The organism is Streptomyces sp. NBC_00691, assembly GCF_036226665.1.
Lineage (GTDB): Bacteria > Actinomycetota > Actinomycetes > Streptomycetales > Streptomycetaceae > Streptomyces.
Genome location: NZ_CP109007.1, coordinates 4,998,243 through 5,022,683 on the forward strand (window position 1 = coordinate 4,998,243; position 24,441 = coordinate 5,022,683).

The 24,441-nt window shown below is 72.3% G+C and carries 26 protein-coding genes; 9 read left to right on the top strand and 17 right to left on the bottom strand.

Annotated features, from left to right (window positions below; all coding sequences use genetic code 11):
* Window positions 1-4: 4 nt before the first annotated feature.
* The 3 genes from OG392_RS22705 to OG392_RS22715 all read right to left on the bottom strand — a co-directional run bounded on the left by OG392_RS22705 (window position 5) and on the right by OG392_RS22715 (window position 3,132).
* On the bottom strand, window positions 5-979 hold the full coding sequence (locus tag OG392_RS22705) for a sigma-70 family RNA polymerase sigma factor (RefSeq protein WP_329282263.1): 975 nt from the start codon (window positions 977-979) through the stop codon (window positions 5-7).
* A gap of 84 nt (window positions 980-1,063) precedes the next feature.
* On the bottom strand, window positions 1,064-1,771 hold the full coding sequence (locus tag OG392_RS22710; RefSeq protein WP_329282266.1) for a L,D-transpeptidase family protein: 708 nt from the start codon (window positions 1,769-1,771) through the stop codon (window positions 1,064-1,066).
* Window positions 1,772-1,848: 77 nt separating this feature from the next.
* Entirely contained in the window at window positions 1,849-3,132 is a 1,284-nt protein-coding gene (locus OG392_RS22715; protein WP_329282268.1) for an MFS transporter, read from the bottom strand.
* A 62-nt stretch (window positions 3,133-3,194) separates the two neighbouring features.
* On the opposite strand from OG392_RS22715, the gene OG392_RS22720 reads away from it, so the two are divergent.
* Entirely contained in the window at window positions 3,195-4,190 is a 996-nt protein-coding gene (locus tag OG392_RS22720) for a LysR family transcriptional regulator (RefSeq protein ID WP_329282270.1), read from the top strand.
* On the opposite strand, the gene OG392_RS22725 is transcribed toward OG392_RS22720, so the two are convergent.
* From OG392_RS22725 to OG392_RS22735, 3 genes are all read right to left on the bottom strand, one after another.
* On the bottom strand, window positions 4,179-4,955 hold the full coding sequence (locus tag OG392_RS22725; RefSeq protein WP_329282272.1) for an alpha/beta hydrolase: 777 nt from the start codon (window positions 4,953-4,955) through the stop codon (window positions 4,179-4,181). The two genes, OG392_RS22720 and OG392_RS22725, sit on opposite strands and share 12 nt — an antisense overlap.
* A gap of 91 nt (window positions 4,956-5,046) precedes the next feature.
* Window positions 5,047-6,087 (bottom strand): S66 family peptidase, encoded by a 1,041-nt coding sequence (locus tag OG392_RS22730; RefSeq protein ID WP_329282274.1) that lies wholly within the window; start codon window positions 6,085-6,087, stop codon window positions 5,047-5,049.
* 4 nt (window positions 6,088-6,091) lie between these two features.
* The gene (locus tag OG392_RS22735; RefSeq protein ID WP_329282276.1) at window positions 6,092-6,865 is read right to left on the bottom strand and encodes a GNAT family N-acetyltransferase; all 774 of its coding nucleotides are present in this window, start codon (window positions 6,863-6,865) and stop codon (window positions 6,092-6,094) included.
* Window positions 6,866-6,970: 105 nt separating this feature from the next.
* Here OG392_RS22735 and OG392_RS22740 point away from each other — a divergent pair, with 105 nt between their 5' ends.
* A complete protein-coding gene (locus OG392_RS22740; RefSeq protein ID WP_329282278.1) occupies window positions 6,971-8,125 on the top strand; it encodes an adenosine deaminase in 1,155 nt (384 codons plus the stop codon).
* Window positions 8,126-8,298: 173 nt separating this feature from the next.
* On the top strand, window positions 8,299-8,670 hold the full coding sequence (locus OG392_RS22745) for a hypothetical protein (protein ID WP_329282280.1): 372 nt from the start codon (window positions 8,299-8,301) through the stop codon (window positions 8,668-8,670).
* 85 nt (window positions 8,671-8,755) lie between these two features.
* On the opposite strand, the gene OG392_RS22750 is transcribed toward OG392_RS22745, so the two are convergent.
* From OG392_RS22750 to afsQ1, 5 genes are all read right to left on the bottom strand, one after another.
* Window positions 8,756-8,956, bottom strand: coding sequence for a PspC domain-containing protein (locus tag OG392_RS22750; protein ID WP_329282283.1), 201 nt, complete (start codon window positions 8,954-8,956; stop codon window positions 8,756-8,758).
* A 90-nt stretch (window positions 8,957-9,046) separates the two neighbouring features.
* Window positions 9,047-9,628, bottom strand: coding sequence for a VanZ family protein (locus OG392_RS22755; protein WP_329282284.1), 582 nt, complete (start codon window positions 9,626-9,628; stop codon window positions 9,047-9,049).
* Window positions 9,629-9,741: 113 nt separating this feature from the next.
* Window positions 9,742-10,350: a hypothetical protein gene (locus tag OG392_RS22760; RefSeq protein WP_329282286.1), complete on the bottom strand. Its 609-nt coding sequence runs from the start codon at window positions 10,348-10,350 to the stop codon at window positions 9,742-9,744.
* On the bottom strand, window positions 10,347-11,876 hold the full coding sequence (locus OG392_RS22765; protein ID WP_329282289.1) for a HAMP domain-containing sensor histidine kinase: 1,530 nt from the start codon (window positions 11,874-11,876) through the stop codon (window positions 10,347-10,349). Before OG392_RS22765 ends, OG392_RS22760 begins: the two co-directional genes overlap by 4 nt.
* Window positions 11,873-12,550: a two-component system response regulator AfsQ1 gene (gene afsQ1, locus OG392_RS22770; RefSeq protein ID WP_017239746.1), complete on the bottom strand. Its 678-nt coding sequence runs from the start codon at window positions 12,548-12,550 to the stop codon at window positions 11,873-11,875. Before afsQ1 ends, OG392_RS22765 begins: the two co-directional genes overlap by 4 nt.
* Window positions 12,551-12,721: 171 nt before the next feature.
* On the opposite strand from afsQ1, the gene OG392_RS22775 reads away from it, so the two are divergent.
* The gene (locus OG392_RS22775) at window positions 12,722-13,441 is read left to right on the top strand and encodes a SigE family RNA polymerase sigma factor (protein WP_329282291.1); all 720 of its coding nucleotides are present in this window, start codon (window positions 12,722-12,724) and stop codon (window positions 13,439-13,441) included.
* A gap of 144 nt (window positions 13,442-13,585) precedes the next feature.
* Here the strand turns inward: OG392_RS22775 and OG392_RS22780 are convergent, their stop codons facing one another.
* Complete coding sequence (locus tag OG392_RS22780; protein WP_329282293.1) at window positions 13,586-14,281, bottom strand: uridine kinase family protein; 696 nt, start codon at window positions 14,279-14,281, stop codon at window positions 13,586-13,588.
* A 61-nt stretch (window positions 14,282-14,342) separates the two neighbouring features.
* Between OG392_RS22780 and OG392_RS22785 the strand changes: the two genes are divergently transcribed.
* Complete coding sequence (locus OG392_RS22785) at window positions 14,343-14,741, top strand: hypothetical protein (protein WP_329282295.1); 399 nt, start codon at window positions 14,343-14,345, stop codon at window positions 14,739-14,741.
* Here OG392_RS22785 and OG392_RS22790 read toward each other — a convergent pair.
* Together OG392_RS22790 and OG392_RS22795 are read right to left on the bottom strand one after the other, a co-directional pair.
* Complete coding sequence (locus OG392_RS22790; RefSeq protein WP_329282297.1) at window positions 14,674-16,206, bottom strand: MDR family MFS transporter; 1,533 nt, start codon at window positions 16,204-16,206, stop codon at window positions 14,674-14,676. The genes OG392_RS22785 and OG392_RS22790 overlap by 68 nt on opposite strands.
* A gap of 3 nt (window positions 16,207-16,209) precedes the next feature.
* On the bottom strand, window positions 16,210-16,800 hold the full coding sequence (locus tag OG392_RS22795; RefSeq protein WP_329282299.1) for an NADPH-dependent FMN reductase: 591 nt from the start codon (window positions 16,798-16,800) through the stop codon (window positions 16,210-16,212).
* Window positions 16,801-16,914: 114 nt separating this feature from the next.
* Here OG392_RS22795 and OG392_RS22800 point away from each other — a divergent pair, with 114 nt between their 5' ends.
* Window positions 16,915-17,658: a TetR/AcrR family transcriptional regulator gene (locus tag OG392_RS22800; protein WP_329282301.1), complete on the top strand. Its 744-nt coding sequence runs from the start codon at window positions 16,915-16,917 to the stop codon at window positions 17,656-17,658.
* 42 nt (window positions 17,659-17,700) lie between these two features.
* Here OG392_RS22800 and OG392_RS22805 read toward each other — a convergent pair whose 3' ends face one another.
* Genes OG392_RS22805 through deoC form a run of 3 tightly spaced genes read right to left on the bottom strand, consistent with a single transcriptional unit; the run spans window position 17,701 to window position 20,988 of the window.
* The gene (locus tag OG392_RS22805) at window positions 17,701-18,594 is read right to left on the bottom strand and encodes an aldehyde dehydrogenase family protein (protein ID WP_329282303.1); all 894 of its coding nucleotides are present in this window, start codon (window positions 18,592-18,594) and stop codon (window positions 17,701-17,703) included.
* The gene (locus OG392_RS22810; RefSeq protein ID WP_329282305.1) at window positions 18,587-20,023 is read right to left on the bottom strand and encodes an aldehyde dehydrogenase family protein; all 1,437 of its coding nucleotides are present in this window, start codon (window positions 20,021-20,023) and stop codon (window positions 18,587-18,589) included. Before OG392_RS22810 ends, OG392_RS22805 begins: the two co-directional genes overlap by 8 nt.
* Before the next feature lie 5 nt (window positions 20,024-20,028).
* A complete protein-coding gene (gene deoC / locus OG392_RS22815) occupies window positions 20,029-20,988 on the bottom strand; it encodes a deoxyribose-phosphate aldolase (protein WP_189832824.1) in 960 nt (319 codons plus the stop codon).
* Window positions 20,989-21,262: 274 nt separating this feature from the next.
* Here deoC and OG392_RS22820 point away from each other — a divergent pair, with 274 nt between their 5' ends.
* The 3 genes from OG392_RS22820 (at window position 21,263) to OG392_RS22830 (ending at window position 24,300) form a co-directional block, all read left to right on the top strand.
* On the top strand, window positions 21,263-22,648 hold the full coding sequence (locus OG392_RS22820; RefSeq protein WP_329282308.1) for a hypothetical protein: 1,386 nt from the start codon (window positions 21,263-21,265) through the stop codon (window positions 22,646-22,648).
* A gap of 226 nt (window positions 22,649-22,874) precedes the next feature.
* Window positions 22,875-23,519: a class F sortase gene (locus tag OG392_RS22825; RefSeq protein WP_329282310.1), complete on the top strand. Its 645-nt coding sequence runs from the start codon at window positions 22,875-22,877 to the stop codon at window positions 23,517-23,519.
* 34 nt (window positions 23,520-23,553) lie between these two features.
* On the top strand, window positions 23,554-24,300 hold the full coding sequence (locus tag OG392_RS22830) for a PH domain-containing protein (protein ID WP_329282312.1): 747 nt from the start codon (window positions 23,554-23,556) through the stop codon (window positions 24,298-24,300).
* Window positions 24,301-24,441: the final 141 nt, after the last annotated feature.

A 24,441-nucleotide genomic window follows, 5' to 3' on the forward strand; every position in this document is an offset into this window, starting at 1 on the left:
GGCCCTAGGCCTCCAGCCGGGCCGGCAGGTCGAAGAGCGGGAACCAGCGCTCGGTGTCCAGGAAGAAGTCCATGCCGGCGACCTTGCCGTCGCGGAGCTCCAGGACGATCAGCGCCCACGGGCTGAAACCGCCCGTCGACGGGTCCGGGTGGTACTGCGCGAAGGCCGGGGAGCCGTTCGCCACGGTCGGCACCAGCTTCGAGCCGGCGCACACCTCGCCGACGCCCAGCATCCAGCCGACGATGTCGTCGTGCCCCTGGAGCCAGAGGTCGTACGGCGGCATGGACATGGTCGCGTCCTCGTGGAGGAGCGCGGTCAGCGCCTTCATGTCGTAGCCCTCGAACGCGGCGACATAGCGCTCCAGGAGCGCCTTCTGCTCCTCGTCGAGGGGGTTCGCGGTGTCGGAGGCGGCCGGCGCCTGCTCGGCCAGCGTCGCGCGGGCCCGCTGGAGGGCGCTGTTGACCGAGGCGACGGAGGTGTCGAGGAGCTCGGCGACCTCGCTCGCCTTCCAGGCCAGCACCTCGCGCAGGATGAGCACCGCCCGCTGCTTGGGCGGCAGATGCTGGAGCGCGGCCACGAACGCGAGCCGTACGGTCTCCCGGGAGACGGCCGTCTCCGCCGGGTCGGCGACCGAGGGCAGCACCCGCCCGTCGGGAACGGGCTCCAGCCAGGTGATCTCCGGCTGCTTGACGAGCTGCGCCTGCGCGACCGGCGTCGGAGAGGTCAGGTCCATGGGGCGCGCCCTCCGGTTGCCCGCGTTCAGCGCGTCCAGGCAGACGTTGGTGGCGATCCGGTAGAGCCAGGACCGCAGGGAGGAGCGTCCCTCGAAGGAGTCGATGGCCTTCCAGGCCCGCACCATGGTGTCCTGCACCGCGTCCTCCGCCTCGAAGGAGGATCCGAGCATCCGGTAGCAGTAACCGGTCAGCTCCCTGCGGTACTTGTCGAGTTCGTCGGTCGTCGCGGTCGCGGCGTCACTCATCGGGTCCACACCCCACTCACCCCTCACCGGCACCCGTTCGGTGCCGGTGAGAGGGAAGCTACCGCAGCGGACTGACAGCCGGGGTCAGGTTCCCGGCTTGCGCCCGTAGATGAAGACGTCGTCGCCGTTCCGGAGCAGGCTCCAGTACACCTTGGCGTCTCTCGACGTCATGTTGACGCAGCCGCCGGAGCCCGGCGGGTTCCACATGGACTTGGTCGTCGAGTGGAAGGCCTGCCCGCCGTCGAAGAACTGCGAGTACGGCATGGAGACGTGGTAGAGCGTCGACCAGTGGTTGATGTTCCGCCAGTAGATCTTCTTCGACCCGGTCCGGGTCTCGGTGCCGTCCTTGCCCGTACGGACCGGCACGGGGCCGTACTTGAGGCGGGCGCCGTCCTGGATCCAGGTCAGCTGGCGGGTCAGGTCGACGCAGGCGATCCGGCCCCGGTTGGTCGGACACGAGCCCGCGCGGTTGGGATTGGTGCCCGCCGCCCTCTGCTGGAGCATCGTGTTCATCGTGCGCCAGGTGACCGTCCCGGCGTACCCCACGGTCGGGGTGATGCCGTGCTTCGCCTGGAAGGACTGGATCGCCTTGCAGTCGGCGAGCGACTGGCGTCCGTCGACCGGACGGCCGAGGAACTTCTCCACCTGCTTCTGGTACGGGCCCGTCGTCACGTTGCAGGACGCCGCCTGCGCCGGAGCGGCGCCGAGCGCGATCGTCATCGGCAGCACCAGCGAGGTGAGGCCTGCCGCGATGCCGGCTCTTCCGGCTATCCGGCCCGTGATTCTCTTCATGATCGTCAACTCCCCCTAGAGTCCTATCTGTCAGGACGTCCGGGGGAGCGACTCAGTTGCAGCGGATCCGGCCGTAATCAGCAGGACGCCGCGAGCTGTCCCTGCCGGGCCTCCACGCGCGCGCTGTGGCTGCCGTACAGGGTCACCGAGACGACACCGAGGACCGCGACGAGGCCGATCAGGACGGTGCCGGCCCATCCGCCCGCGTGGAACGCGATCGCGCCGAGCGTGCCGCCCGCGCTGCTGCCCAGGTAGTAGGCGGACTGGTAGAGCGCGGAGGCCTGCGCGCGGCCCGTGGTGGCCGTACGGCTGACCGAGGAGGAGGCGACCGCATGGCCCGCGAAGAAGCCGGCGGTGATCAGGACGAGGCCCGCGAGGACCGCCGGCAGCGCGTCGGAGAGCGAGAGCAGCAGGCCCGCGGCGGTGGTGGAGACCGCCAGGTAGAGGGCCCCGCGCCGGCCGAGCCGGCCGACGAGCCGGCCCGCGGCGGCGGAGGAGACCGTACCGACCAGGTAGATCAGGAAGATCGACCCGATCACGCCCTGCGGCAGTGAGAACGGGGCCTCGACCAGCCGGTAGCCGATCACGGTGTACACCGCGCCGAACACCGTCATGAACAGGGCGCCGATCACGTAGAGACGCATCAGCAGCGGGTCGGCGAGGTGCGTCCGTACGGTCCGGGCGAGCGCCTTCGGGTTGAGCGTGCCGGGCGTGAAGTGCCGTGCCTTCGGCAGCAGCGCCCGGAAGGCCAGCGCGCACAGCAGCGACGTCAGGCCGACGGCGGCCAGACCCGCCCGCCAGCCCCACATCTGGGCCACCCAGCCGGTCACCAGGCGGCCGCTCATGCCGCCGATCGAGTTGCCCGCCACGAACAGGCCGATCGCGGCGATCAGCGCCCTGGGGCGGACCTCCTCGGCGAGGAAGGCCATCGCGGAGGCCGGAAGACCCGCGAGCGCGGCGCCCTGGATCGCGCGGAGGGCGATCAGGGACTCCAGGTTCGGGGCGAGCGGCACGAGGAGCGCGATGCCGACCGCGACCGACAGCGAGGCGATCATCATCGTGCGCCGGCCGAAGCGCTCCGAGAGGGCGCTGAGCGGGAGCACGCACAGGGCGAGGGCCGCGGTCGCGGCCGAGACCGTCCAGGAGGCGGCGGAAGCGCTGGCGCCGAACTCGGCCGAGATGGCCGGGAGGAGGGCCTGTGTGGAGTAGAGGAGCGCGAAGGCGGCGAGGCCGGCGGCGAAGAGCGCGAGGCTCATCCGGCGGTGACCGGGGGCGCCGGGGGCGAGGCGGGTGTCGGCAGGGGCGGGGCGGGTGTCGGCGGACGCGTGGGTGGCGGCCGCCGCGGTACTGGCGGAAGGCATGTCTCGAACGTAGGACGCCCCGTTTCATGCGTCCAATGCATGGAACTGCTGTAATCGTTCCCATGGTGCATGAGTACAGGTCACAGCTTCGCCTGTCACCGAACAGTAACGAAGAAGACATGGGACTGCTGCTCGCGCCGCGGCTCGCGTATTTCGCCGCGGTCGCCCGGCACGAGCATGTGACCAGGGCCGCTGCCGAGATGGGCGTCCCGCAGTCCACGCTCTCCCGGGCGATGGTCCGGCTCGAACAGGACCTCGGCGTGAGCCTCTTCGCCCGCCGCGGCCGGACGGTCTCCCTCACCCCCGCGGGGCGCCGCTTCCTGACCGCGGCCGAGCGGGCCCTCGCCGAGGTGGAGCGGGCGGCCGACACCGTACGGGCCGACGCCGACCCCACCGCGGGCCGCGTCGCCTTCGGCTTCCTCCACACCATGGGCTCCGAGACCGTCCCCGGTCTCATCCGCGCCTTCCGCGTCGACCACCCGGGGATCCGTTTCACCCTCGTCCAGAACTACGGCGAGGCCATGATCGAACGGCTCCGGGCCGGCGACCTCGACCTCTGTCTGACCTCGCCCGTGCCGGACGCGCCGGACCTGGTCGCGCGGCGCCTCGACGAGCAGCGGCTCCGGCTCGTCGTCCCCGACGACCACCGGCTCGCGGGCCGTAAGCGGGTCCGCCTCGCCGAGGCCGCCGACGAGACCTTCGTGACCCTGGAACCGGGGTACGGGCTCCGCCGCATCACCGACGACCTCTGTGCCGAGGCCGGCTTCAAGCCCCGGATCGCCTTCGAGGGAGAGGAGGCCGAGACCCTGCGCGGCCTGGTCGCCGCGGGCCTCGGCGTCGCCCTGCTGCCGCCGCCCGCGGTGCCGCGCCCCGGAGTCGTCGAACTCACCGTCACGGCGCCGCGCGCGGCCCGCGAGATCGGCGTCGCCTGGCTGGACGGCCACCCGGACACGGCCCCGGTGGCCGCCTTCAAGAAGTTCCTGCTCGGCAGGCGCGGCCATCTGCTCCCGAAGGAGCCCGCCGCGCCGCTGTTCCCGGAGGACCTCTCACCTCCGTAGTGAGCCCCCGAACCCCGCCGCGAGCGGCATCCGCAGGCCCAGCGGCGGGGGAGCGGCCATCGCGTCGGTCACCGGCCGGGCGACCGGCCGCGCGAAGAGCGCGCCGAGGACGAAGTCGGCGGCGAGCGCCCGCACCTCGTCCGCGTACTGCCGCAGCGCGTGACCGTCCGAGTGCACCTCGAACCGGCAGGTGTCGCGGTTCGCCTTCTTCGCCCGCTCCGCGTACCGGAACGACAACTCCGGGTCCGTACGCGCGTCGTTCGTGCCGTGCACGAGCAGGACCCGGCGCCCGACCAGCTGCCGTACGGCCTCCGGCTCCGCCGCCACGTCGTCCTCCGGCAGCCACGGGGCGAGCGCGAGGACCGCGCCGACCGCTCCGTGTCCGGCGGCCCGCAGCGCGGCCCGCCCGCCGAGGCCGTGGCCGACGAGACAGACCGGGACGTCGCCGTAGCGCCGTACGGCCTCCGCGACGGCCCAGGAGGCGTCCGCCGCGAGGTTCGCGTCGGAGCCGTTCCAGCCGCGCCCCCGGTAGCGCACCACATGGGCGACGAGCCCTTCGGACCGGCCCGCCCGGACCAGCGCGCGTCCGAGCGGCAGCATCGCCGCGTGCGTCAGCGTGGAGGCCCGCCTCCCCGACGTCGGCTCGCCGTCCGGGAGGAGCAGCACCACGCCGCCCACCGCCGCCGGGGTGCGGGAACCTCCAACAGGCCGACCGAGCCGGGGTCTCCGGGCGTCGGGCGGCCCCACGAGTGCGAAGTGCGCCATGACAGAACAGTCTCAGAAGGAGAGGTGTACGCCAGTGGTACGCGCGGTCTCTGTTACGTATCGCCCGGCGGGGCGTTCGTCCGGCCGGATGTCAGTACGTGACGGTGATCCGCCGCGCGGGGCCGTCGACGCGGATCGGGCCACCGCACGGGAGCACCAGCTGTGGGTCGGTGTGCCCGAAGCCGACGTCGAAGACCGCCATGGTCTCGGGCGCGTACTCGCCCAACGCCCTCAGCACCGCCTCGCGTTGGGCCTTCCGGTACGCGGCTCGGGCCGGCGCGTCGAGGGGCTGCTCGAAGCTCCAGCTCTTGGCCCGGGCCATCAGCACGGCCGGGAACCGCCGCAGCAGCCCGCGCTCTCCCATGTTCCGCAGGATCCGGTACACCTCGTCGGCGCCCGGCATCTCCTCGGAGGTCTCCAGGAAGAGCACCTGCCCGGCGTACTCCTCGACCGGCCGGATCTCCCGGTCGGCCATCAGCATCCAGGCCAGGATCTCCAGGCAGCCGCCCCAGCCGGTCCCGGTGACGACCCGGTCGGCGTTGTGCCAGAACCAGCCCTCGTCCGGCTCCATCACCGGTTCGCGCGCGAAGGTCTCCGGTGTCTCCCACCGTCCGTTGACGTCGCCGACGTCCGCCGACGGCGTCAGCTCGTACGGGCCGGAGCCGAACAGCGCGGCCCGCAGGGAGTCCGCCGTCCGCGGGTGGAGCGCCCCGGGTCTGCCGAGCTCCACCATCACCGAGCCGCCGTGGTAGCTCACGATGCCGAGGTTGCGCAGGAAGAGCAGCAGATTGGTGTTGTCGCTGTACCCGAAGAACGGCTTCGGGTGGGCGCGGATCAACTCCCGGTCCAGGTAAGGAAGCACGGTGATCTGGTCCTCGCCGCCGATGGTCGCGATGACGGCCCTGATCTCCGGGTCGGCGAACGCGGCGTTCAGATCGGCGGCGCGCTCCCGGGGCGTCGAGCCCCAGGCGCGCGTGGTCGGGTACTCGACCGGGACCAGGCCGAACTCCCGCCGCAGCCGGTCGAGACCCAGCTCGTAGGGCATCGGGAGGAGGCCCGGCAGGCCGCTCGACGGGGAGACGATCGCGACCTTGTCGCCGGGCCGCGGCTTGGGCGGGTGCACGGGTGGCATGCCGCTACCCCCTCTCGAAGCAGTGGAGGGTGTCGACGACGGCGAAGCCCTTCCGCCCGTACCAGCGGTGCGGCCAGTTCTCCGCGTCCGCGCTCAGGAAGCGGAGGTCGCAGCCCGCCTCGGTCGCCAGGCGCAGTGCCGTGTCGAGGACCCGTCCGGCGTGGCCCTGCCCGAGGTGCGCCTCGGCGGTGACCAGGTCCTCGATCCGGGCGATCCCGGCCGCCGGGTCGAGATACAGGTCGGCCCAGGACGCCACCTCGCCGTCCTCGGTGTACGCGGCGAGGAACCGTACGTCGTCGGCTGCCCCGAGGCGGGCGAGCCGCCGTTCCACCAGGTGGTGGACCTCCTCGTCGGACACCCCCGGCGCGAACCGGTGCCAGGCCTCCGTGGCAGGCGCGCGCAGCTCCTCCAGATCCACTTGCCGGGCCCCGCCGTGCGCCGGGACCGGACCGGTGTGCCGCATGAGGTACGTGGCCTTGTGGGTGTAACCGACCCCCTCCAGCGGCCCCCGGCAGGCGGCCGCGACCTCGTCGTCGACGACGAACACGAGCCGGTGCCGGAGGTGACCGAGCAGCTCCTCGGCCCGCGCGGGCAGCGCTCCGGGGTCGGTCGAGCCGTCGACCAGCACGTGGTTGTTGCCCCGGGAGTGCGTGTACCGGTCGTCGAGCGCGGCGAAGCCGCCGGGGAATTCGACGACCCGGTCCGCCTGACGTCGGTGGAAGCCGGACAGGGAGTCGCGTATGCGCCGTAGTTCGGCGTCTGGGGTGGCGGAAGTCATGGGCCCACGCTAGGTGTTCACGATTCCGGACCGCACCCGAAAATCCCCGGGACGGACGCGGCGCCACAGGGCGCGCTCTACGCGCGTAGGGGCTAGCATGCGGAAATGACGAGCCAGACTCCCAGCGTCCCCACCGCGGACCAGATCCGTCGTGCCCCGAAGGTGCTGCTCCACGACCACCTCGACGGCGGACTGCGTCCCGGCACGATCATCGAACTCGCCCGGGAGCAGGGCTACCAGCAGCTCCCCGAGACGGAGCCCGACAAGCTCGGCATCTGGTTCCGCGAAGCCGCCGACTCCGGGTCCCTGGAGCGGTACCTGGAGACCTTCGCGCACACCTGCGCCGTCATGCAGACCCGTGACGCCCTCTTCCGGGTCGCCGCCGAGTGCGCCGTCGACCTCGCCGAGGACGGCGTGGTGTACGCCGAGGTGCGCTACGCCCCCGAGCAGCACCTGGAGGCCGGCCTCACCCTGGAGCAGGTCGTCGAGGCCGTCAACGAGGGCTTCCGCGAGGGCGAGCGGCAGGCCAGGGCCAACGGGCACCGCATCAGGGTCGGCGCCCTGCTCACCGCGATGCGGCACGCCGCCCGCGCCCTGGAGATCGCGGAGCTCGCCAACCGCTACCGCGACACGGGAGTCGTCGGCTTCGACATCGCGGGCGCCGAGGCGGGCTACCCGCCCACCCGCCACCTCGACGCCTTCGAGTACCTCAAGCGCGAGAACAACCACTTCACGATCCACGCCGGCGAGGCCTTCGGACTGCCCTCGATCTGGCAGGCGCTCCAGTGGTGCGGGGCCGACCGGCTCGGGCACGGGGTCCGGATCATCGATGACATCGAGGTCGCCGACGACGGCTCGGTGACCCTCGGGCGGCTCGCGGCCTACGTCCGTGACAAGCGGATCCCGCTGGAGATGTGCCCCTCCTCCAACCTCCAGACCGGTGCCGCGGCCTCGTTCGCCGAGCACCCCATCGGGCTGCTCCGCACGCTGCACTTCCGGGCCACGGTCAACACCGACAACCGGCTCATGAGCGGGACCAGCATGAGCCGCGAATTCGAGCTGCTGACCGAGGCATTCGATTACACGCTCGACGACATGCAGTGGTTCACGGTCAATGCGATGAAATCAGCGTTCATTCCTTTCGATGAACGCCTCGCCATGATCAACGAGGTCATCAAGCCCGGATATGCCGAGCTGAGGTCCGAATGGCTGTTCCAGCAGACCGCCACGACCAGCGAGTCTTCCCGCACAGTGGGCTGAACACCGCCCTGTCAAGGGGAACCGGGCGGCCGGGGAAAGCGCGACACCCGGCCGCTTTCCGGTGTTTGCGGACGGGTCGATCACTGGTTAGGTTGCAGAGCCGCTCTGCATTCCCAGGATTTCCCCGTCCGGCTTTCCCGGAAGCCCCCGGATTCCCCAAGGAAGATTTTCAGATGAAGCAGTCTGCCGCCAAGAAGCTCGGTGTCGCCGCTCTCGGTGCCGCTTTCGCCGCTGCCGCCGCCGGCACGGCCTCCGCCGCCCCGGTCGCGCCCGCCGCCCCCGACGCGCTCGGCCTGGTGACCCAGACCGTGCCCGTGGGTGACGACCTCACCAAGCTCCCCGACGGCGCCGCCGAGTCCCTCGGTGCCGGCCAGGGCGCTCTCGGCCAGGGCCTCGACCAGGGTGTGAAGACCCTTCCGGCCGCCGCCGGGCAGGCCACCCAGAGCCTCCCGCTCGACGCCGCCGCCGGTGGCCTCGGCGCTACCCCGCTGGGCGGCCTCCTCGGCGGCCTGCCGCTGGGCGCCGGCGGCCTGCCGATCGGCTGACCCCCCGGAGCCGTACCCGGCTCTCCGTACGCCGAAGGGGCGCGCACCCGGTCTCCCGGGCACGCGCCCCTTCGGCGTGCTCGACTCACCAGGCCGTGGTGGCCTTCCGCTCGTCCGGCAGGAAGACCCACAGGGCGATGTAGATCAGGAACTGCGGTCCGGGCAGCAGGCACGAGACCAGGAAGATGAGACGCATCGTGTTCGCGGAGATGCCGAAGCGCCGGGCCAGGCCCGCGCACACTCCGCCGATCACGCGTCCGTCACGGGGGCGGGTCAGTGCGGCCATGGTGGGCTCCTTCGGAGTCGTTCCGGGAGCCGCTCCGTCGGGCTCCCGATGACTCCATGGTGCCTCCGGAGCACGGTCCGGGGCGTCGGTCTACCGGGCGATCGGGACCCTGGGAATCGTCGGGGTCGCACCCTGAGACCCCTCGTTCCGCAGCAGGGCGGAACCCCGACCCTGCATGGTCCCCGCGGAGGAGTCCGCCCGCCCCTCGTCCGACCGGCGGCGCAGCCAGGTACGGCCGGCCGGGACGAAGAGGAGATGCGCGAGCGCCACCCCGGCGGTGTTCAGGAGGACCGAGTCCACGTCCACGACCTGGCCCGGCACGGCGGTCTGGAGCAGCTCCACGGCGAGGGAGACCAGCGCGCCGGCGGCGGTCGTCCGGGTCAGGGAGGCCCATCCGGAGACACGGAGCCGTCCGTCGGCCATCGGGAGCAGGATCCCGAGCGGGGCGAGGAGCAGCAGGCCCTCGCCGATCAGCCGGGCGGCCTCGGCGGTACCGAGGGCGAGGTCGGCACGGAGGCCGTCGAGCGGCACGATGTTCGGCGCGGTCACCCAGGCGACGTCCCGTGGGCGCAGGCTGATCCAGGCGACGAGCAGCAGATGCGCGAGGACCAGGGCGAACCCTGCCACGCGGACGACCACGGCGGCACTGCCGCCCGAACCTTGACGCTGCACGCCCCCCAAGACGCCCCCGGCGGCGGAATCGGTTCCGCCGAGGGCGACGGACCCCCTTCGGGAGAGCTGCCCGTCCCTCCCCGGAGGAGTGGAAAACCGCCACGGGTGGGGTGTCAGTTCGCCGCCGGGGCCGTCGGCGGGGTGGATTCCGGGCGTTCCCTGAGCTCGGTCGTGCAGCGGTAGCGCTTCGGGGCGTAGCCGCCCGGCCCGCCGAGCAGGACCGTCTGTTCCCCCGCCCCCGCCGAACTCGCCGCGAACGTGCAGACCAGCTGCGACAGGGCCGTCGGCGCCAGGTCCTCCGGCTGGCGGCTGAGCCGCAGCGTGCCCACCGGGTCGCCCCGGTGACCGCCGCCCACCACCAGCGGGCCGCGGACCGCCGTCGTGAACCCGGCCCGCTGCTCGCTCTCCGAGGGCTCGGCCAGCAGCTGCGCGAGCAGCCCCGACGCCGTACGGACCGTGTCGGCGCCCGCCTTCTCCTCCGGCAGCGAGCGCCGGTCCACCGCCTCCAGCTGCGAACCGCAGACCAGGAACACCCGGACCGGCACGCCCTGCACCGCCGAGCCCGTCGTCCCCTCCTGGGTCACGCTGCACGGGACCCGGGACGGGGCCGCGCCCGCGTCCACCGGGACCGACGTGGTCCTGATCCCGCAGCCGCCGGCCAGCGCGGCGAGCGCGACGAGCCCGGCCGTCGTGGCAGTACGCCCCACAGTGCGGCGTCTCACGCTTCCTCCACCTCGCCCTGGCTGCTGCGGGTCTGCACCTCGCGGGTGATCCCCGACGCGTCGAGCGGCAGCCGCAGCACGAACACCGCGCCGTCCACCGCGCCGTCCTCGCCGACCGAGTTGGCGGCGGTGATCGAACCGCCGTGGATCAGCGCGTTCTCCATGGCGATCGACAGGCCGAGCCCGCTGCCCTCGGACCGGGGCCGGGACGCGCTCGCCTTGTAGAAGCGGTCGAAGACGTGCGGCAGCACCTCTTCGGGGATGCCGGGGCCGTGGTCGCGTACGGCGATGACCAGTTCGCCGTCCTCGGTGCGCACCGAGACCCGGACCGGCGAACCGCCGTGCTTGAGCGCGTTCCCGATCAGGTTGGCCAGGATCACGTCGAGCCGGCGCGGATCGAGCGGCGCCACGATGCCGCGCTCGGCGTCGAGATCGACCGCGTCGAGCCACGCGCGCGCGTCGATGCACGCGGTGATCTGGTCGGCGATGTCCACCTCGTCGAGGACGAGCCGCGCGGTGCCCGCGTCGAAGCGGGTCACCTCCATCAGGTTCTCCACCAGGGTGTTGAGGCGGTGGGTCTCGCTGACCACGAGCGCCACCGCCGGGGCGATCATCGGGTCGAGGGAGTCCTGCTCGTCCTCCAGGACCTCCGTGACGGCGGTGAGCGCGGTCAGCGGGGTCCGCAGCTCGTGCGACATGTCGGCGACGAACCGCCGGGAGGACTCCTCGCGGGCGCTCATGTCCGCGACCTTCTTCTGCAGGGACTCGGCCGCGCTGTTGAACGTCCGTGTGAGGTCGGCCAGTTCGTCGGCACCGGTGACCCGGAGCCGGGTGTCGAGCTTGCCCTCGCCGAGCTGCTTGGCGGCCTCGCCGAGCCGGTGCACCGGGCGCAGCACGGTCGTCGCCGCGACCTGCGCGAGCAGCACGGAACCGGCCACGGCGAGCGCGGTCGCGATTCCGAGGGACCAGGCGAGCGAGTTCAGGTCGGCCTTCTCGGCGGCCAGCGACTTGAACATGTAGCCGGCGGGCCCGCCGCCGTCGATCCGCGTCCCGCCGACCAGGTACGGCGTCCCGTTCCGCTCCGTCCGCTGCCAGAACAGGTGGTACGGGTACGGGTTGGCCTCCGTCACCGGCCGTTCGGTGTCCACGGCCTCGCGCAGCGAGCGCGGCACGTCGGCCAGGGTGAAGTCGTCCGGGTCCGAGGCGCCGACGATCGGCTTGCCCGCGTCCCGTTCGCCGAGCAGCAGCACCTGGTAGTTCGCGCTGCCCGTCGCCATCAGCTCGGCCGTCCGCCGCAGGTCCTCCTGCGTGGGCCGCAGCGGCAGCGTCGCCGCCCGGTTCTGCATCTCCTGCCGGAAGTCGTTGAGCGCCCCGTCCTGGGTACGCGTCAGTACCGCCTCACGGTTCAGCCAGTAGGCGATGCCGGAGGCGGCGACGGCCGCGGTGAGGGCGACCAGGGCGAAGACGACGACAAGACGCAGCCGCAGGCTGGAGAGACGCAGCCGCGTGACGATCCCCTTGCTCACGCAGGAACGTCCAGCCGGTAGCCGACCCCGCGCACGGTGCGGATGAGCGTCGGCGAGGACGGCACGTCCTCCACCTTGGCGCGCAGCCGCTGCACACAGGCGTCGACGAGCCGCGAGTCGCCCAGGTAGTCGTGCTCCCACACGAGCCGCAGCAACTGCTGCCGGGAGAGCGCCTGTCCGGGCCGGCGGCTCAGCTCCAGGAGCAGCCGCAGCTCGGTCGGGGTGAGCTGGAGGTCCTCGCCGTTCTTGGTGACCGTCATCGCGGAGCGGTCGATCACCAGCGAGCCGTAGGTCGCCGAGTCCGTCGACTCCCGCTCCCCGCGCCGCAGTACGGCGCGGATCCGGGCGTCGAGGACGCGGCCCTGCACCGGCTTGACGACGTAGTCGTCGGCTCCGGACTCCAGGCCCACGACCACGTCGATGTCGTCGCTGCGCGCGGTCAGCAGGATGATCGGCAACTGGTCCGTGCGGCGGATGCGCCGGCAGACCTCGAAGCCGTCGATGCCGGGCAGCATGACGTCGAGCACGACCAGGTCCGGCCGCTGCTCGCGCAGCAGCTGGAGGCCGTCCTCACCGGTCGCGGCAGTGGCCACCCGGTGGCCCTGCCGTGACAGGGAGAGTTCGAGGGCCGTGCGGATGGCGTCGTCGTCCTCGATCAGCAACAGAAAAGGCACGGGCAACATTCTGTCGCATTCGGCCGTCCGAGTTCGACCGCTGGGAGGCGCGCTTCTGGCCGGGGGGCCTGTGACACGCCTGTGACAGTCGGCGGACAACGCCATGAAGTCCGATGGGCAAGCTTCTTGGCACACGGACCGAAACACACTCCAACCGACGGGGGGCGCCGGATGAACACACTGCACAGCACCACCACAAGCGCAGTAGTCACGCGTCTCCACGACGTCGTACGGAGCACGGAGAAGTCCGGCGCGGTGAACGGGCGGGGGTGCGTTCGCAGCGTCGGGCGTCAGCGCAAGGCGCCGTACATGGTGGCCATTGCTGACGGGGGAGCGGCGTACGGGGAGGTCACGGGGGAGCGCAACTGTTCGGAAGCCGAGTTCACGGCTTACGTCCAGGAGCGTCGTGCCTCCCTGTACGCCACCGCCTACCACCTCACCGGTGACCGGTTCGAGGCCGAGGACCTGCTCCAGAGCGCGCTGTTCTCCACGTACCGCGCCTGGGAGCGGATCAGCGACAAGGCCGCCGTCGGCGGATACCTCCGCCGCACCATGACCAATCTGCACATCAGCGCCTGGCGCCGGCGCAAGCTCAACGAGTACCCGACCGAGGAGCTCCCGGAGACGGTGGGCGAGACGGACGCGATGCGCGGCACGGAGCTGCGCGCGGTGCTGTGGCAGGCACTGGCCCGGCTGCCCGAGCTCCAGCGCACGATGCTGGTGCTGCGCTACTACGAGGGCCGTACCGATCCGGAGATCGCGGAGATCCTGGACATCAGTGTCGGCACGGTGAAGTCGAGCATCTGGCGGTCGCTGCGGCGGCTGCGTGAGGACGAGGTGCTCAGCTTCGGCCGTGACGAGGAGGAGTCCTTCGGCGAGCTGGTGGCCTGAAGGCTGGGGGGAAAGACCCACGGGGGCTACGGGGGAAACGGAGCCGTCGGGGGAGCACGGGGGAACCGTACGGGGGTACGGGGAACGGCGACGCGGGTCGTACGAGCTGGGGGGCTCGTACGGCCCGCGTCGTGTTGTCCGCTCTCAGCTCGCGGCGGGCGTGCGGTGGCGGCCCGCCGCAGCGGCCGCCAGGCGGCCCAGGGCCTCCGGCTTGGCGCAGGGGTGGGCGCCCAGTGCGGACTGGCGGGCGACGATCGCCCGCTCCGCGCGCATCAGCCGCCAGCCGCGACGCAGCAGGAACGGGACCGACTTGCGGCCCTCGCGCAGGTCGCGGGCGAGCCGGCGGCGGAAGGTCGTCGAGGGGCGGCCGCGCAGGCAGAGCGCGTCGGCGAGGACGCCGAGCTCCCGGCAGCGGGCCACGATCTCGGCCGCGAAGATCCCCTCCGCCACGAACAGCGGCGTCCGCCCGATGTCCAGCCGCTCGCGGTCCACCCGGGAGCTGGTGGCGAGGTCGTACACGGGGACGTCGGTCCGGCCGGTCCGGCACAGTTCGACGATCGCGGCGACGGCCACGTCCGCGTCCCAGGACGCCGGGGAGTCCCAGTCGATGTCCGCACTGCCCTGGACGAGAGGGAGGGTCGGGTCGTCGGCCTCCTTGTAGAAGTCGTCGAGGCGCAGCACCGGGAGACCGGTGACGGCGGCGAGGGACGACTTGCCGGAGCCTGAGGGGCCCGCGAGCAGGACGACACGGGTCGGGATCGCTTGGGAACTCACGGGACACCAGTGTGAAGCATTCCCCCGTGCAGGGGACCCCCGAGGAAGCCCGTTGGTATCGAGCATCACACCTCAACTACTGTCGGTGCCCGATCGGCTACCCCGTGAAAAGCTCGGAAGGATCGTCATGGCGCGTCACGCAGAACCCCGGAGCCCCCGTCGCAACGCCCTGCTCGCCGCAGGTCTCACCGTCACGGCGGCGGGTGCGGCGGTGCTCGGCGCCGGTGCGGCGGCGCAGGCCGCGGCCCCCGTGCCGCTGCCCGTCGACTCGCTGACCAGGACGGACACCACCGCGGCCGGTGCGGGTGCGCTGTCCGGCGTCACGCACGGGATCGGCCCGCTGACCCGGCTCCAGCTCGACCCGCTGGCCAACACCGGCGTCGACCCGCTCGACAACGGCCTCGGCACCCAGGTCGCCGACTTCAAGCCGGTGGGCACGAACCTGGTGACCGACCACATCACGAAGGGCGGGGCCGTGGCCGATCTGCCGGTGGCCGGTCCGCTGACGCGGGGGCTGCTTCCGTAGCGGAGCCGGCGTCGGGCCGCAGCGGCGTGTCCCGTACGAGCCAGGCCGCGGCGAAGGCCAGCGCGGCGAGCAGCGCCGTGCCGAGCAGCACCCCGTGCACCCCGCTCGTCACCGCCACCCCCAGGCCCTCCCGTACCGGCTCCGGCAGCCGCAGGGCCTGGGCCGGGGTCAGCCGGGTGTCGGCTCCGTCCAGGCGCGCGGTGAACACCGCGCCGAGGACGGCCACGCCGAGCGAGCCGCCGAGGGTCCGCACGAGGGTGACGGTGCCGCTCGCCGCGCCCATGTCGCGCGGCTCCGCGCCGTACATCGTGACGAGCATCGTGGCCTGCATGAGGAGGCCCATGCCCGCGCCGATGACCACCGTGAGACCGGAGGCGACGGCGACGGGGGTGTCCCCGCCGAGCGGCAGCAGGGCGAGCGCGCCCGCCGTCATCAGCGCGCCTCCGAGGATCGTGTACACCCGGTAGCGGCCGGTACGGGCGATGATCCGTCCCGAGGCGAGCTGTGCGGCGACCATGGCGAGCATCAGCGGGATCAGCAGCAGTCCGCTCGCCGTGGACGACTGCCCGCGGGCGAACTGCAGGTACTGCGGAAGATGGTTCAGGGCGGCGATCATGCCCGCGCCGACGAGGAAGCTCAGGATCTGCGCCAGGGTGAAGTTGCGGGTGCGGAAGAGCCGGGGAGGGATCACGGGCTCCTCGGCCCGCCGCTCGACCCGGACGAACCAGGCGAGCGCCACGACCGCGAGCGCGCCCAGGGCCAGGATCCTGGGTGAGGTCCAGGCGTGCGCGGTGCCCGCCAGGCCGGCGAGCAGGGTCAGCGCGAGCACCCCGGTGGTCAGCAGCAGGGCTCCGGCCCAGTCGACGCGGGCCCGGACGCGCGGGGTCCGTACGCGCAGGGTGAGGGAGACGATCAGGAGGGCGGCGATGCCGACGGGCAGATTGACGTAGAAGGCCCAGCGCCAGTTCAGGTGGTCGGTGAGGAGGCCGCCGAGGAGCGGGCCGCCGGCGAAGGCCACCGGCAGCATCGCCCCGGTGATCGCCTGGACCCGGGGGGCGTCCTTGGGCGACACCAGGGTGCCGATGAGCGCGAAGGCGCCGACCATCAGGCCGCCGGCGCCGATGCCCTGGAGGGCGCGGAAGGCGATGAGCTGGCCCATGCTCTGCGCCAGGCCGGAGAGGACCGACCCGGCGAGGAAGACGCCGACGGCGGAGAGATAGCCGCCCTTGCGGCCGTGGAGGTCGCCGAGCTTGCCCCAGAGCGGGGTGGTGACGGCGGCGGTGAGGAGATAGGCGGTGACGACCCAGGACAGCCGGTCGAGGCCGCCCAGTTCGCCCGCGATGGTGGGGAGCGCGGTGCCGACGATCGTGCCGTCGAGGGTCGCGAGGACGATGCCGAGCATGAGTCCGGTGATGCCCAGGTAGGGGATGCGGGTCTCCCGCGGAGGTGTCTGAGCGGTCGTCATGGCTCAGGCCTCGTAGGGCTTGTGCGCGCGGGCGGCGCGCAGTGCCTCGCCCCACCAGGTGAGCCGGTCGAGCAGGGTCTTGGCGGCGGCGTCGACCGAGGGGTCGACGGCGCGGCCCTCCGCGTCGAACTGGGCCCAGACGCCCTGGAGTCCGATGGCCTCGCGGACGGTGACCGCGTGCAGCTCGGCGAAGACGCCGCGCAGGTGCTCGACGGCGCGCAGGCCGCCGGAGAAGCCGCCGTAGGAGACGAACCCGACGGGCTTGGCGTGCCATTCGGGGTTGTGCCAGTCGATCGCGTTCTTCAGGGAGGCGGGGTAGCTGTGGTTGTACTCGGGGGTCACCACGACGAAGGCGTCGGCGGCGGCCAGGCGGGGGGACATGGCGGCGAGCGCGGCACGGTCCTCCGCGCGGCCGGGGGCCTGGCCGAGCTGCGGGAAGACCGTGGGCAGCGGGGTCTCGGCGAGGTCGATCAGGTCGGTGGTGAACTCCGGGCGCGCGGCGGCGTGGGTGAGGAGCCAGTTCGCGACGGTGGGGCCGAGGCGGCCGTCGCGGGTCGAGCCCTGGATCACGGCGAGGTGGAGCGGAGCGGTCATGGGTTCCCCCTGGAACGGTGATGTGTACGACGTATACCGACGGGTGTACAACGTACACGTCGGTGTGTACGGCGTCCACAAGGCATACGCTGTACGCGAGAGAAGGAGGCCCCAGTGGCGAAGAAGGAAGAGACCGACGACGTCTCGCTGTGGGAGCGGCTGGACCGGCCCGCGGCCGCACCACGGGCGTCCCTCACCCCGGGACGGATCGCCGAGGTCGCGATCGGCATCGCCGACCGCGAGGGCTTCGCCGCCGTGACCATGCGGAAGGTCGCCGCCGAACTGGGCGTCGCGCCGATGGCCGCGTACCGGCACGTCGACGGCAAGGACGAGCTCTGGGCGCTCATGATCGACCGGGTGTCCGGCGAGCTGGAGCCGGCGGCCGAGGTGTCGGGCTGGCGCGAGACGCTCAGCGCGTACGCGCTGCGGACCCGGGAGATGATGCTGCGCCACCCCTGGCTGGCCCACATGCCGGCCCCGCTCTTCGCCCTCACCCCGAACCGGATGGCGGCGGCCGAACGCCAGCTGGCCTCCCTCGACGGGCTCGGCCTCGACGTCGACACGATGATGGCCGCGTTCCGGGCGGTCAACGCGTACGTCCACGGGGCCACCCAGTCGGAGGCCGCACTGCGCCAGTACATGGCGGAACAGGGCTGGCAGAGCGCCGACGAGACCCGGCGGGGGCTCGCGCCGCAGATGTCGTACCTGATGGAGACCGGGCGCTACCCGACCTACCGGCGCTACACGCGAGGCGCGGCCCGCAAGGACGACGCGGCCTGGCAGTTCGAGACGGGGCTCGACTGCGTCCTCGACGGCGTCGCCGGGCTGGTGGAGCGGGGCACCTCCGGCCGGGCATGAGAAACGGCCCCCGGGATCACCCGGGGGCCGTCCGTCCCGCCGCTAGTACGAGGAACCCGAGGCGCCCAGCGAACCCGTCGGGTGCCAGACCGTCTTCGTCTCCAGGAACGCGGTCATGCGGTCCGTGCCCGGCGACTCGTGGAAGTCCTCGGTACGGGGGCGCAGCACGCGCTTCAGGTTGTCCGCCGCCGCGATCTCCAGGTCGCGGGCCAGGTCGCCCTCGGTCGCGCCCGTCAGGTCGATCGCGTTGACGTCCTGGTGGGCCGCCAGGTGCGGGCCCATCTCGGAGGCCTTGCCCGAGAGGATGTTGACCACACCGCCCGGGAGGTCGGAGGTGGCCAGGACCTCGCCCAGGGAGAGTGCCGGGAGCGGGGACGTCTCCGAGGCGATGACGACCGCCGTGTTGCCCGTGGCGATCACCGGGGCGATCACCGAGACCAGGCCCAGGAACGAGGAGTCCTGGGGCGCGAGGACCGTGACGACACCGGTCGGCTCGGGCGTGGAGAGGTTGAAGTACGGGCCCGCGACCGGGTTCGCACCGCCCACGACCTGGGCGATCTTGTCCGTCCAGCCCGCGTACCAGACCCAGCGGTCGATCGCCGCGTCGACGACCACGGCCGCCTTCGACTTCGACAGGCCCTCCGCCTCCGCGACCTCGCGGACGAACTGGTCCCGGCGCCCCTCCAGCATCTCGGCGACGCGGTAGAGGATCTGGCCGCGGTTGTACGCGGTCGCGCCCGCCCAGCCGCCGAACGCCTTGCGGGCGGCGACGACCGCGTCACGCGCGTCCTTGCGGGAGGAGAGCGGGGCGTTCGCCAGCCACTTGCCCTTCGAGTCCGTCACCTCGTACACCCGGCCGCTCTCGGAGCGGGGGAACTTGCCCCCGACGTACAGCTTGTAGGTCTTGAAGACGCCAAGACGGGTCACGTCAGACATCGAGGTAGGCCTCCAGACCGTGACGGCCGCCCTCGCGGCCGAAGCCCGACTCCTTGTAACCGCCGAACGGCGAGGTCGGGTCGAACTTGTTGAACGTGTTGGCCCAGACGACACCGGCGCGGAGCTTGCCGGCGACCGCCAGGATGCGGGAGCCCTTCTCCGACCAGATGCCGGCGGACAGGCCGTACTGGCTGTTGTTGGCCTTCGCGACGGCCTCGTCGGGCGTACGGAAGGTCAGTACCGACAGGACCGGGCCGAAGATCTCGTCGCGGGCGACCGTGTGCGCCTGCGTGACGTTCGTGAAGAGCGTCGGGGCGAACCAGTAGCCGGCCTCGGGGATGTCGCAGGCCGCGGTCCAGCGCTCGGCGCCCTCCGCCTCGCCCTGCTCCACCAGCGAGGTGATCCGCGCCAGCTGCTCCGAGGAGTTGATGGCGCCGATGTCGGTGTTCTTGTCCAGCGGGTCGCCCAGGCGGAGCGTGCTCAGACGGCGCTTCAGGCTGTCCAGCAGCTCGTCCTGGACCGACTCCTGGACGAGGAGGCGCGAGCCCGCGCAGCAGACCTGGCCCTGGTTGAAGAAGATGCCGTTGACGATGCCCTCGACGGCCTGGTCGATGGGGGCGTCGTCGAAGACGATGTTCGCGCCCTTGCCGCCCAGCTCCAGCGTGACCTTCTTGTCCGTGCCCGCGATCGACCGGGCGATGGCCTTGCCGACCGCGGTCGAACCGGTGAACGCCACCTTGTTCACGTCCGGGTGCGCGACCAGCGCGGCACCCGTCTCCCCGTACCCGGGAAGGATGTTGACGACGCCCTTCGGCAGCCCGGCCTGGCGGCAGATGTCCGCGAAGAACAGGGCGGTCAGCGGGGTCGTCTCGGCCGGCTTCAGGACGACCGTGTTGCCGGTCGCGAGCGCCGGGGCGATCTTCCACGCCAGCATGAGCAGCGGGAAGTTCCACGGGATGACCTGACCGGCGACGCCCAGCGGCTTCGGGTTCGCCCCGTAGCCCGCGTGGTCGAGCTTGTCGGCCCAGCCCGCGTAGTAGAAGAAGTGCGCGGCGACCAGCGGGAGGTCCGCGTCGCGCGTCTCCTTGATCGGCTTGCCGTTGTCCAGGGTCTCCAGGACGGCCAGCTCACGGCTGCGCTCCTGGATGATCCGGGCGATGCGGAAGAGGTACTTGGCGCGCTCGGAGCCGGGCAGCGCCGACCACTTCTCGAACGCCTTGCGGGCCGCCTTCACCGCGCGGTCGACGTCCTCGGCGCCCGCCTGGGCGATCTCGGAGAGGACCTCCTCGGTGGCCGGGGAGACGGTCTTGAAGACCTTGCCGTCGGCCGCCTCGACGAACTCGCCGTCGATGAAGAGGCCGTAGTTCGGGGCGATGTCGACGACGGACCGGGACTCGGGCGCCGGTGCGTACTCGAATGCAGATGCCATGTTGATCAGTCCACCGTCACGTAATCGGGGCCGGAGTAACGGCCGGTCGCCAGCTTCTGGCGCTGCATCAGCAGGTCGTTGAGCAGGCTGGAGGCGCCGAAGCGGAACCAGTGGTTGTCCAGCCAGTCCTCACCCACGGTCTCGTTGACGAGAACCAGGAACTTGATCGCTTCCTTGGTGTTGCGGATGCCGCCGGCCGGCTTCACACCGATCTGCACGCCGGTCTGGGCGCGGAAGTCGCGCACGGCCTCCAGCATGAGCAGGGTGTTGGCCGGGGTGGCGTTGACCGCGACCTTGCCGGTCGAGGTCTTGATGAAGTCCGCGCCGGCCATCATGCCGAGCCAGGAGGCACGGCGGATGTTGTCGTACGTGGACAGCTCGCCGGTCTCGAAGATCACCTTGAGGCGGGCGCGGTCGCCGCACTCCGCCTTGATCGCGGCGATCTGCTCGAAGACCTGGAGGTAGTGGCCTGCGAGGAAGGCGCCACGGTCGATGACCATGTCGATCTCGTCGGCGCCCGCGGCGATGGCGTCCGCCGTGTCGGCGAGCTTCACGGGGAGCGCGGCGCGGCCGGCCGGGAAGGCCGTGGCGACCGAGGCGACCTTGACGCCCGAGCCCGCGAGGGTGGCCTTGGCGGTGGCCACCATGTCCGGATAGACGCAGACGGCGGCGGTCGTCGGGGTCGTGCGGTCGGTCGGATCGGGACGGACGGCCTTGGCGGCGAGCGCCCGGACCTTGCCCGGGGTGTCCGCGCCTTCGAGTGTCGTCAGGTCGATCATGGAAATGGCCAGGTCGATGGCGTACGCCTTGGACGTGGTCTTGATCGAGCGGGTGCCGAGGGACGCGGCGCGCGCCTCCAGGCCGACGGCGTCGACGCCGGGCAGCCCGTGGAGGAAGCGGCGCAGCGCACCGTCGGACGCGGTCACGTCGGCGAATGCGGATGCTGCGGATGCAGTGGTGGGCATGGTCACCAGTCGAGCATATCTACGCGCGTAGCGACCTGTACAGGGGACAGGCTCCGCAGAGCCCGAGGTCACAGGCGGGCGGTCGGCGTGGTGGCGGGCGCCGGGCGGGGGAGTGAGGCCCGTCACAGGCCCGTGACATGGAGCGGACGAGTCCTGAATACAAGATCAATAGATTCTTGTTCAGCAGCCGGCCGGACCTCACCGGACATCAGTCGGACCGAGAAAAAGCGGCATGCGGCTCTCCCATCCACCTGCCTGATCTCCAGGAGTCGTTATGCGCACCGCCCTTCGCACCGCCATCGCCACCGCCCTCGCCGCGGGCGTCGCGATCACCGCCCCGGCGCTCACCGCCGGAGCCGCTTTCGCGGCCGACGCGACCCCGGCGCCGAAGGCCACCGCAGCCGCGGCCCCGGCGGACGCTCCGCTGCGCACCGTCCAGCTGGCCGGCGGACTGACGGCCGAGGTGTACGCCAAGGGTGACCAGCACCCGTACTACACCGCGACCGTCACCAAGGGCGGCCGGACGCTCGGTGAGCTGAAGGCCGGTGCCGGCTACGGAGGGAAGGACACCGGGGTCTTCGCCGGTTACACGGTGACCCTCGACGCCGAGGGCAAGGTGACCGCGACCGCGGTCGACGCCCCGAAGGGCACCCTCGTCCGCACCGAGACCCTCATGACCGGAACGATCGCCAAGATCTACAAGGTCAAGGACCAGAACTACCGCGCAGAGCTGTTCCGCGAGGGCCACCCGGTCGGTGTCCTGGAGGCGATCACCCGCTCCGCGGCCGGCCAGGACAACGGCGAGTTCTTCGTCCTCAACCCGGACGGCACCACCCACAACTGGGCCGGCAACATCGCGGGCCCCAAGCCCGGCACCTACCGGCTCGCCGACGGGACCGTCCTCCAGCTCGACAAGAAGGACGGCCGCTTCGGCCTCCAGCTGATCGAGAACGGCGAGGGCCGCGGCTACACCTACGTGACCGGTGTCCGCTCCGTCTGGACCTTCGGCAGGGCCGTCGTCGTCCTGGAGCAGGACGGCCGGTTCGCCGCGTACATCCCCGGAGCGTCGAAGCAGGGCGCGCCGCGTCTCGTGGACACCGCCCCGGCCCCCGCGCCCACCACCGGCCCCGTCGTCACCATCGGCGAGTGCGCGGTCCGGCAGGACGTCCCCTCCGTCTTCGCGCTGCTGACCGTGACCCTCACCAACGACCTGGAGAAGGGCCCGAAGGCCGTCCTCAAGGACGAGGCCGGCAAGCCGATCCTGACCGTCGACCGCGCCCACTCCGCCGACACGGGGGCGGGCATCATGATCAAGGGCGCGAACACCTCCACCCCGCAGCTCGGCCAGCGGACACAGGGCGGCGACACCCCGTACCTCTGGACCGCGTTCCCGAAACTGCCCAAGGGCTGCGAGAAGGAGTCCGGCACGTCCACCCCGGCGCCGTCGGCCACCACCCCGGCCCCCGCGGGCAACACCGGCACCACCACGAACACGGGCCAGACCACCGTCGTCCCGAAGGGCGGCGTCGCCGCGGGTGCCGAGCTCGGCACCGAGGGCGCGGACACCGCGCTGCTCGCGGCCGGTGCCGGTGCGGCCTCGCTCGCCGCGGCCGGACTCGGCTTCGTCGTCCTGCGCCGCCGCTCCGCCGCCCACGTCTGATCCGCGTCCGGACGGGATCGCCCTACCCGCACGATCCGCCCTGCCCGCACTAATGGCGTCACCCGCACGACCCGCATCACCCGCACCATCGGCACTGTCAGCACCACCCCGTCTCCCCGCCCCTTGACCCGAGCGGGAGTCACACCCCACCCCCGGCCGGTCGCCGCGTCCCGCGCGGCGGCCGGCCGGACCCGTCCGCCGCCTCCCGTCCGCCCGGAGCCCGCCCGTGAACCGCCGCCCCCGCCCCGCCCGTACCGCCGCCCCGGTCCTCCTCCTCGCCGTCCTCGCCGCGCTCACCGGCTGCTCGGCCGGGGGCGGCCCGCAGGCCGTGACCCCGCCCGCCCGGATCTCCGGGGCCACCGCCGCCCCCACGCCTGCCGCGCCGCCCGTGAAGCCGCTCGCCCGTTCCCTGCCCGTCCGGGTCCAGGTCCCCGCCGCCGGCGTCGACACCGGCCCCACCGGGCCCGTCCTGGAGCTCGGGCTGGGCGCGGACGGCACCGTCGAGGTGCCCTCGGTCGCCGATGCCGAGCGGATCGGCTGCTACGACAAGGGCGTCACGCCCGGCCAGACCGGCCCCGCCGTCCTCATCGGGCACTTCGACACCGCCCGCGGCCCCGCCGTGCTCAAGAACGTCTCCAAGGTCCGCGTCGGCGACGAGATCACCGTGACCCGCGCCGACGGCACCACCGCGGTCTTCCGGGTCAGGGAGCTGGAGCAGGTAGACAAGGACACGTTCCCGACGGCCAAGGTGTACGGCGACACCGACCGCCCCGAGCTGCGCCTCATCACCTGCGGCGGCGAGCTGGCCGACGGCCACCGCCCCGACAACATCATTCTGTACGCGGATCTCGCGGCCACGCGGGCCGCCTGAGCCCCCACCGGCCCACTGAGGCACAATCGGCCCCATGACGACCCCCGAGCCGACCCCCGAGCCCAGCCACGAGCCGAGCCGCGAGTCGACCCCCGAGCAGCCGTCCGCCGGGAAGCAGCCCGCCGGGAAGAAGCCCGCGGGGCGGAAGCCCGCCGGGCAGGAGTCCGCGGCGCAGGAGTCCCCCGACCGTGTCTTCCGGTCGCCGCTCGGGATCGCGAGCGGGGTGTTCCTGCTCGTCCTCGCGGCGCTGTTCGCCGGTGACGTGCTGTTCCGCGGCGAGGGCCGGTCGCCCTGGCTCGCGCTCGCGGGCCTCCTCCTCGCCGTGCCGATGATCGTCGCGTTCACGATCCGGCCCGCCGTGTACGCCAACGACGACCGGCTGCGGATCCGCAACCCGTTCCGGTCGATCACACTGCCCTGGTCGACGGTCGCCGACGTCCGGGCCGGCTACTCCAGCGAGGTCTTCACCCAGGACGGCGCCAAGTACCAGCTGTGGGCCGTCCCCGTCTCGCTGCGCCAGCGCAAGAAGGCGGCCCGCCGCGCCTCCCGCGCCTCCCAGGACGACCCGCACGGCCGTACCTCGGTCACCGCCGACGTACGGGACAGCGCGTCGCGCACCGCGCCCACCGACCAGACCGTCGCCGATCTGCGCGAGCTCGCCGAGCGCCGTGCGGGCACGCCGGGCGCGCGGGGCGAGGCGCGGGTGCGCTGGGCGTACGAGATCGTCGGCCCCGCGGTGGCCGGACTGCTGCTCCTGGTGATCCTGCTCGCCACGGGCTGACCGCCGACGAGCGGGACTCCGGCGAAGGCGTCGTCGCGTACGTCCTCTTCGTCGTCGCCTTCACGCTCTGGGAGGGCCGCAGGGCCCTCGTCCACCTCAACTTCTTCGCCGAGGACATGAGCCTGGCGGGACCCTGAGCGG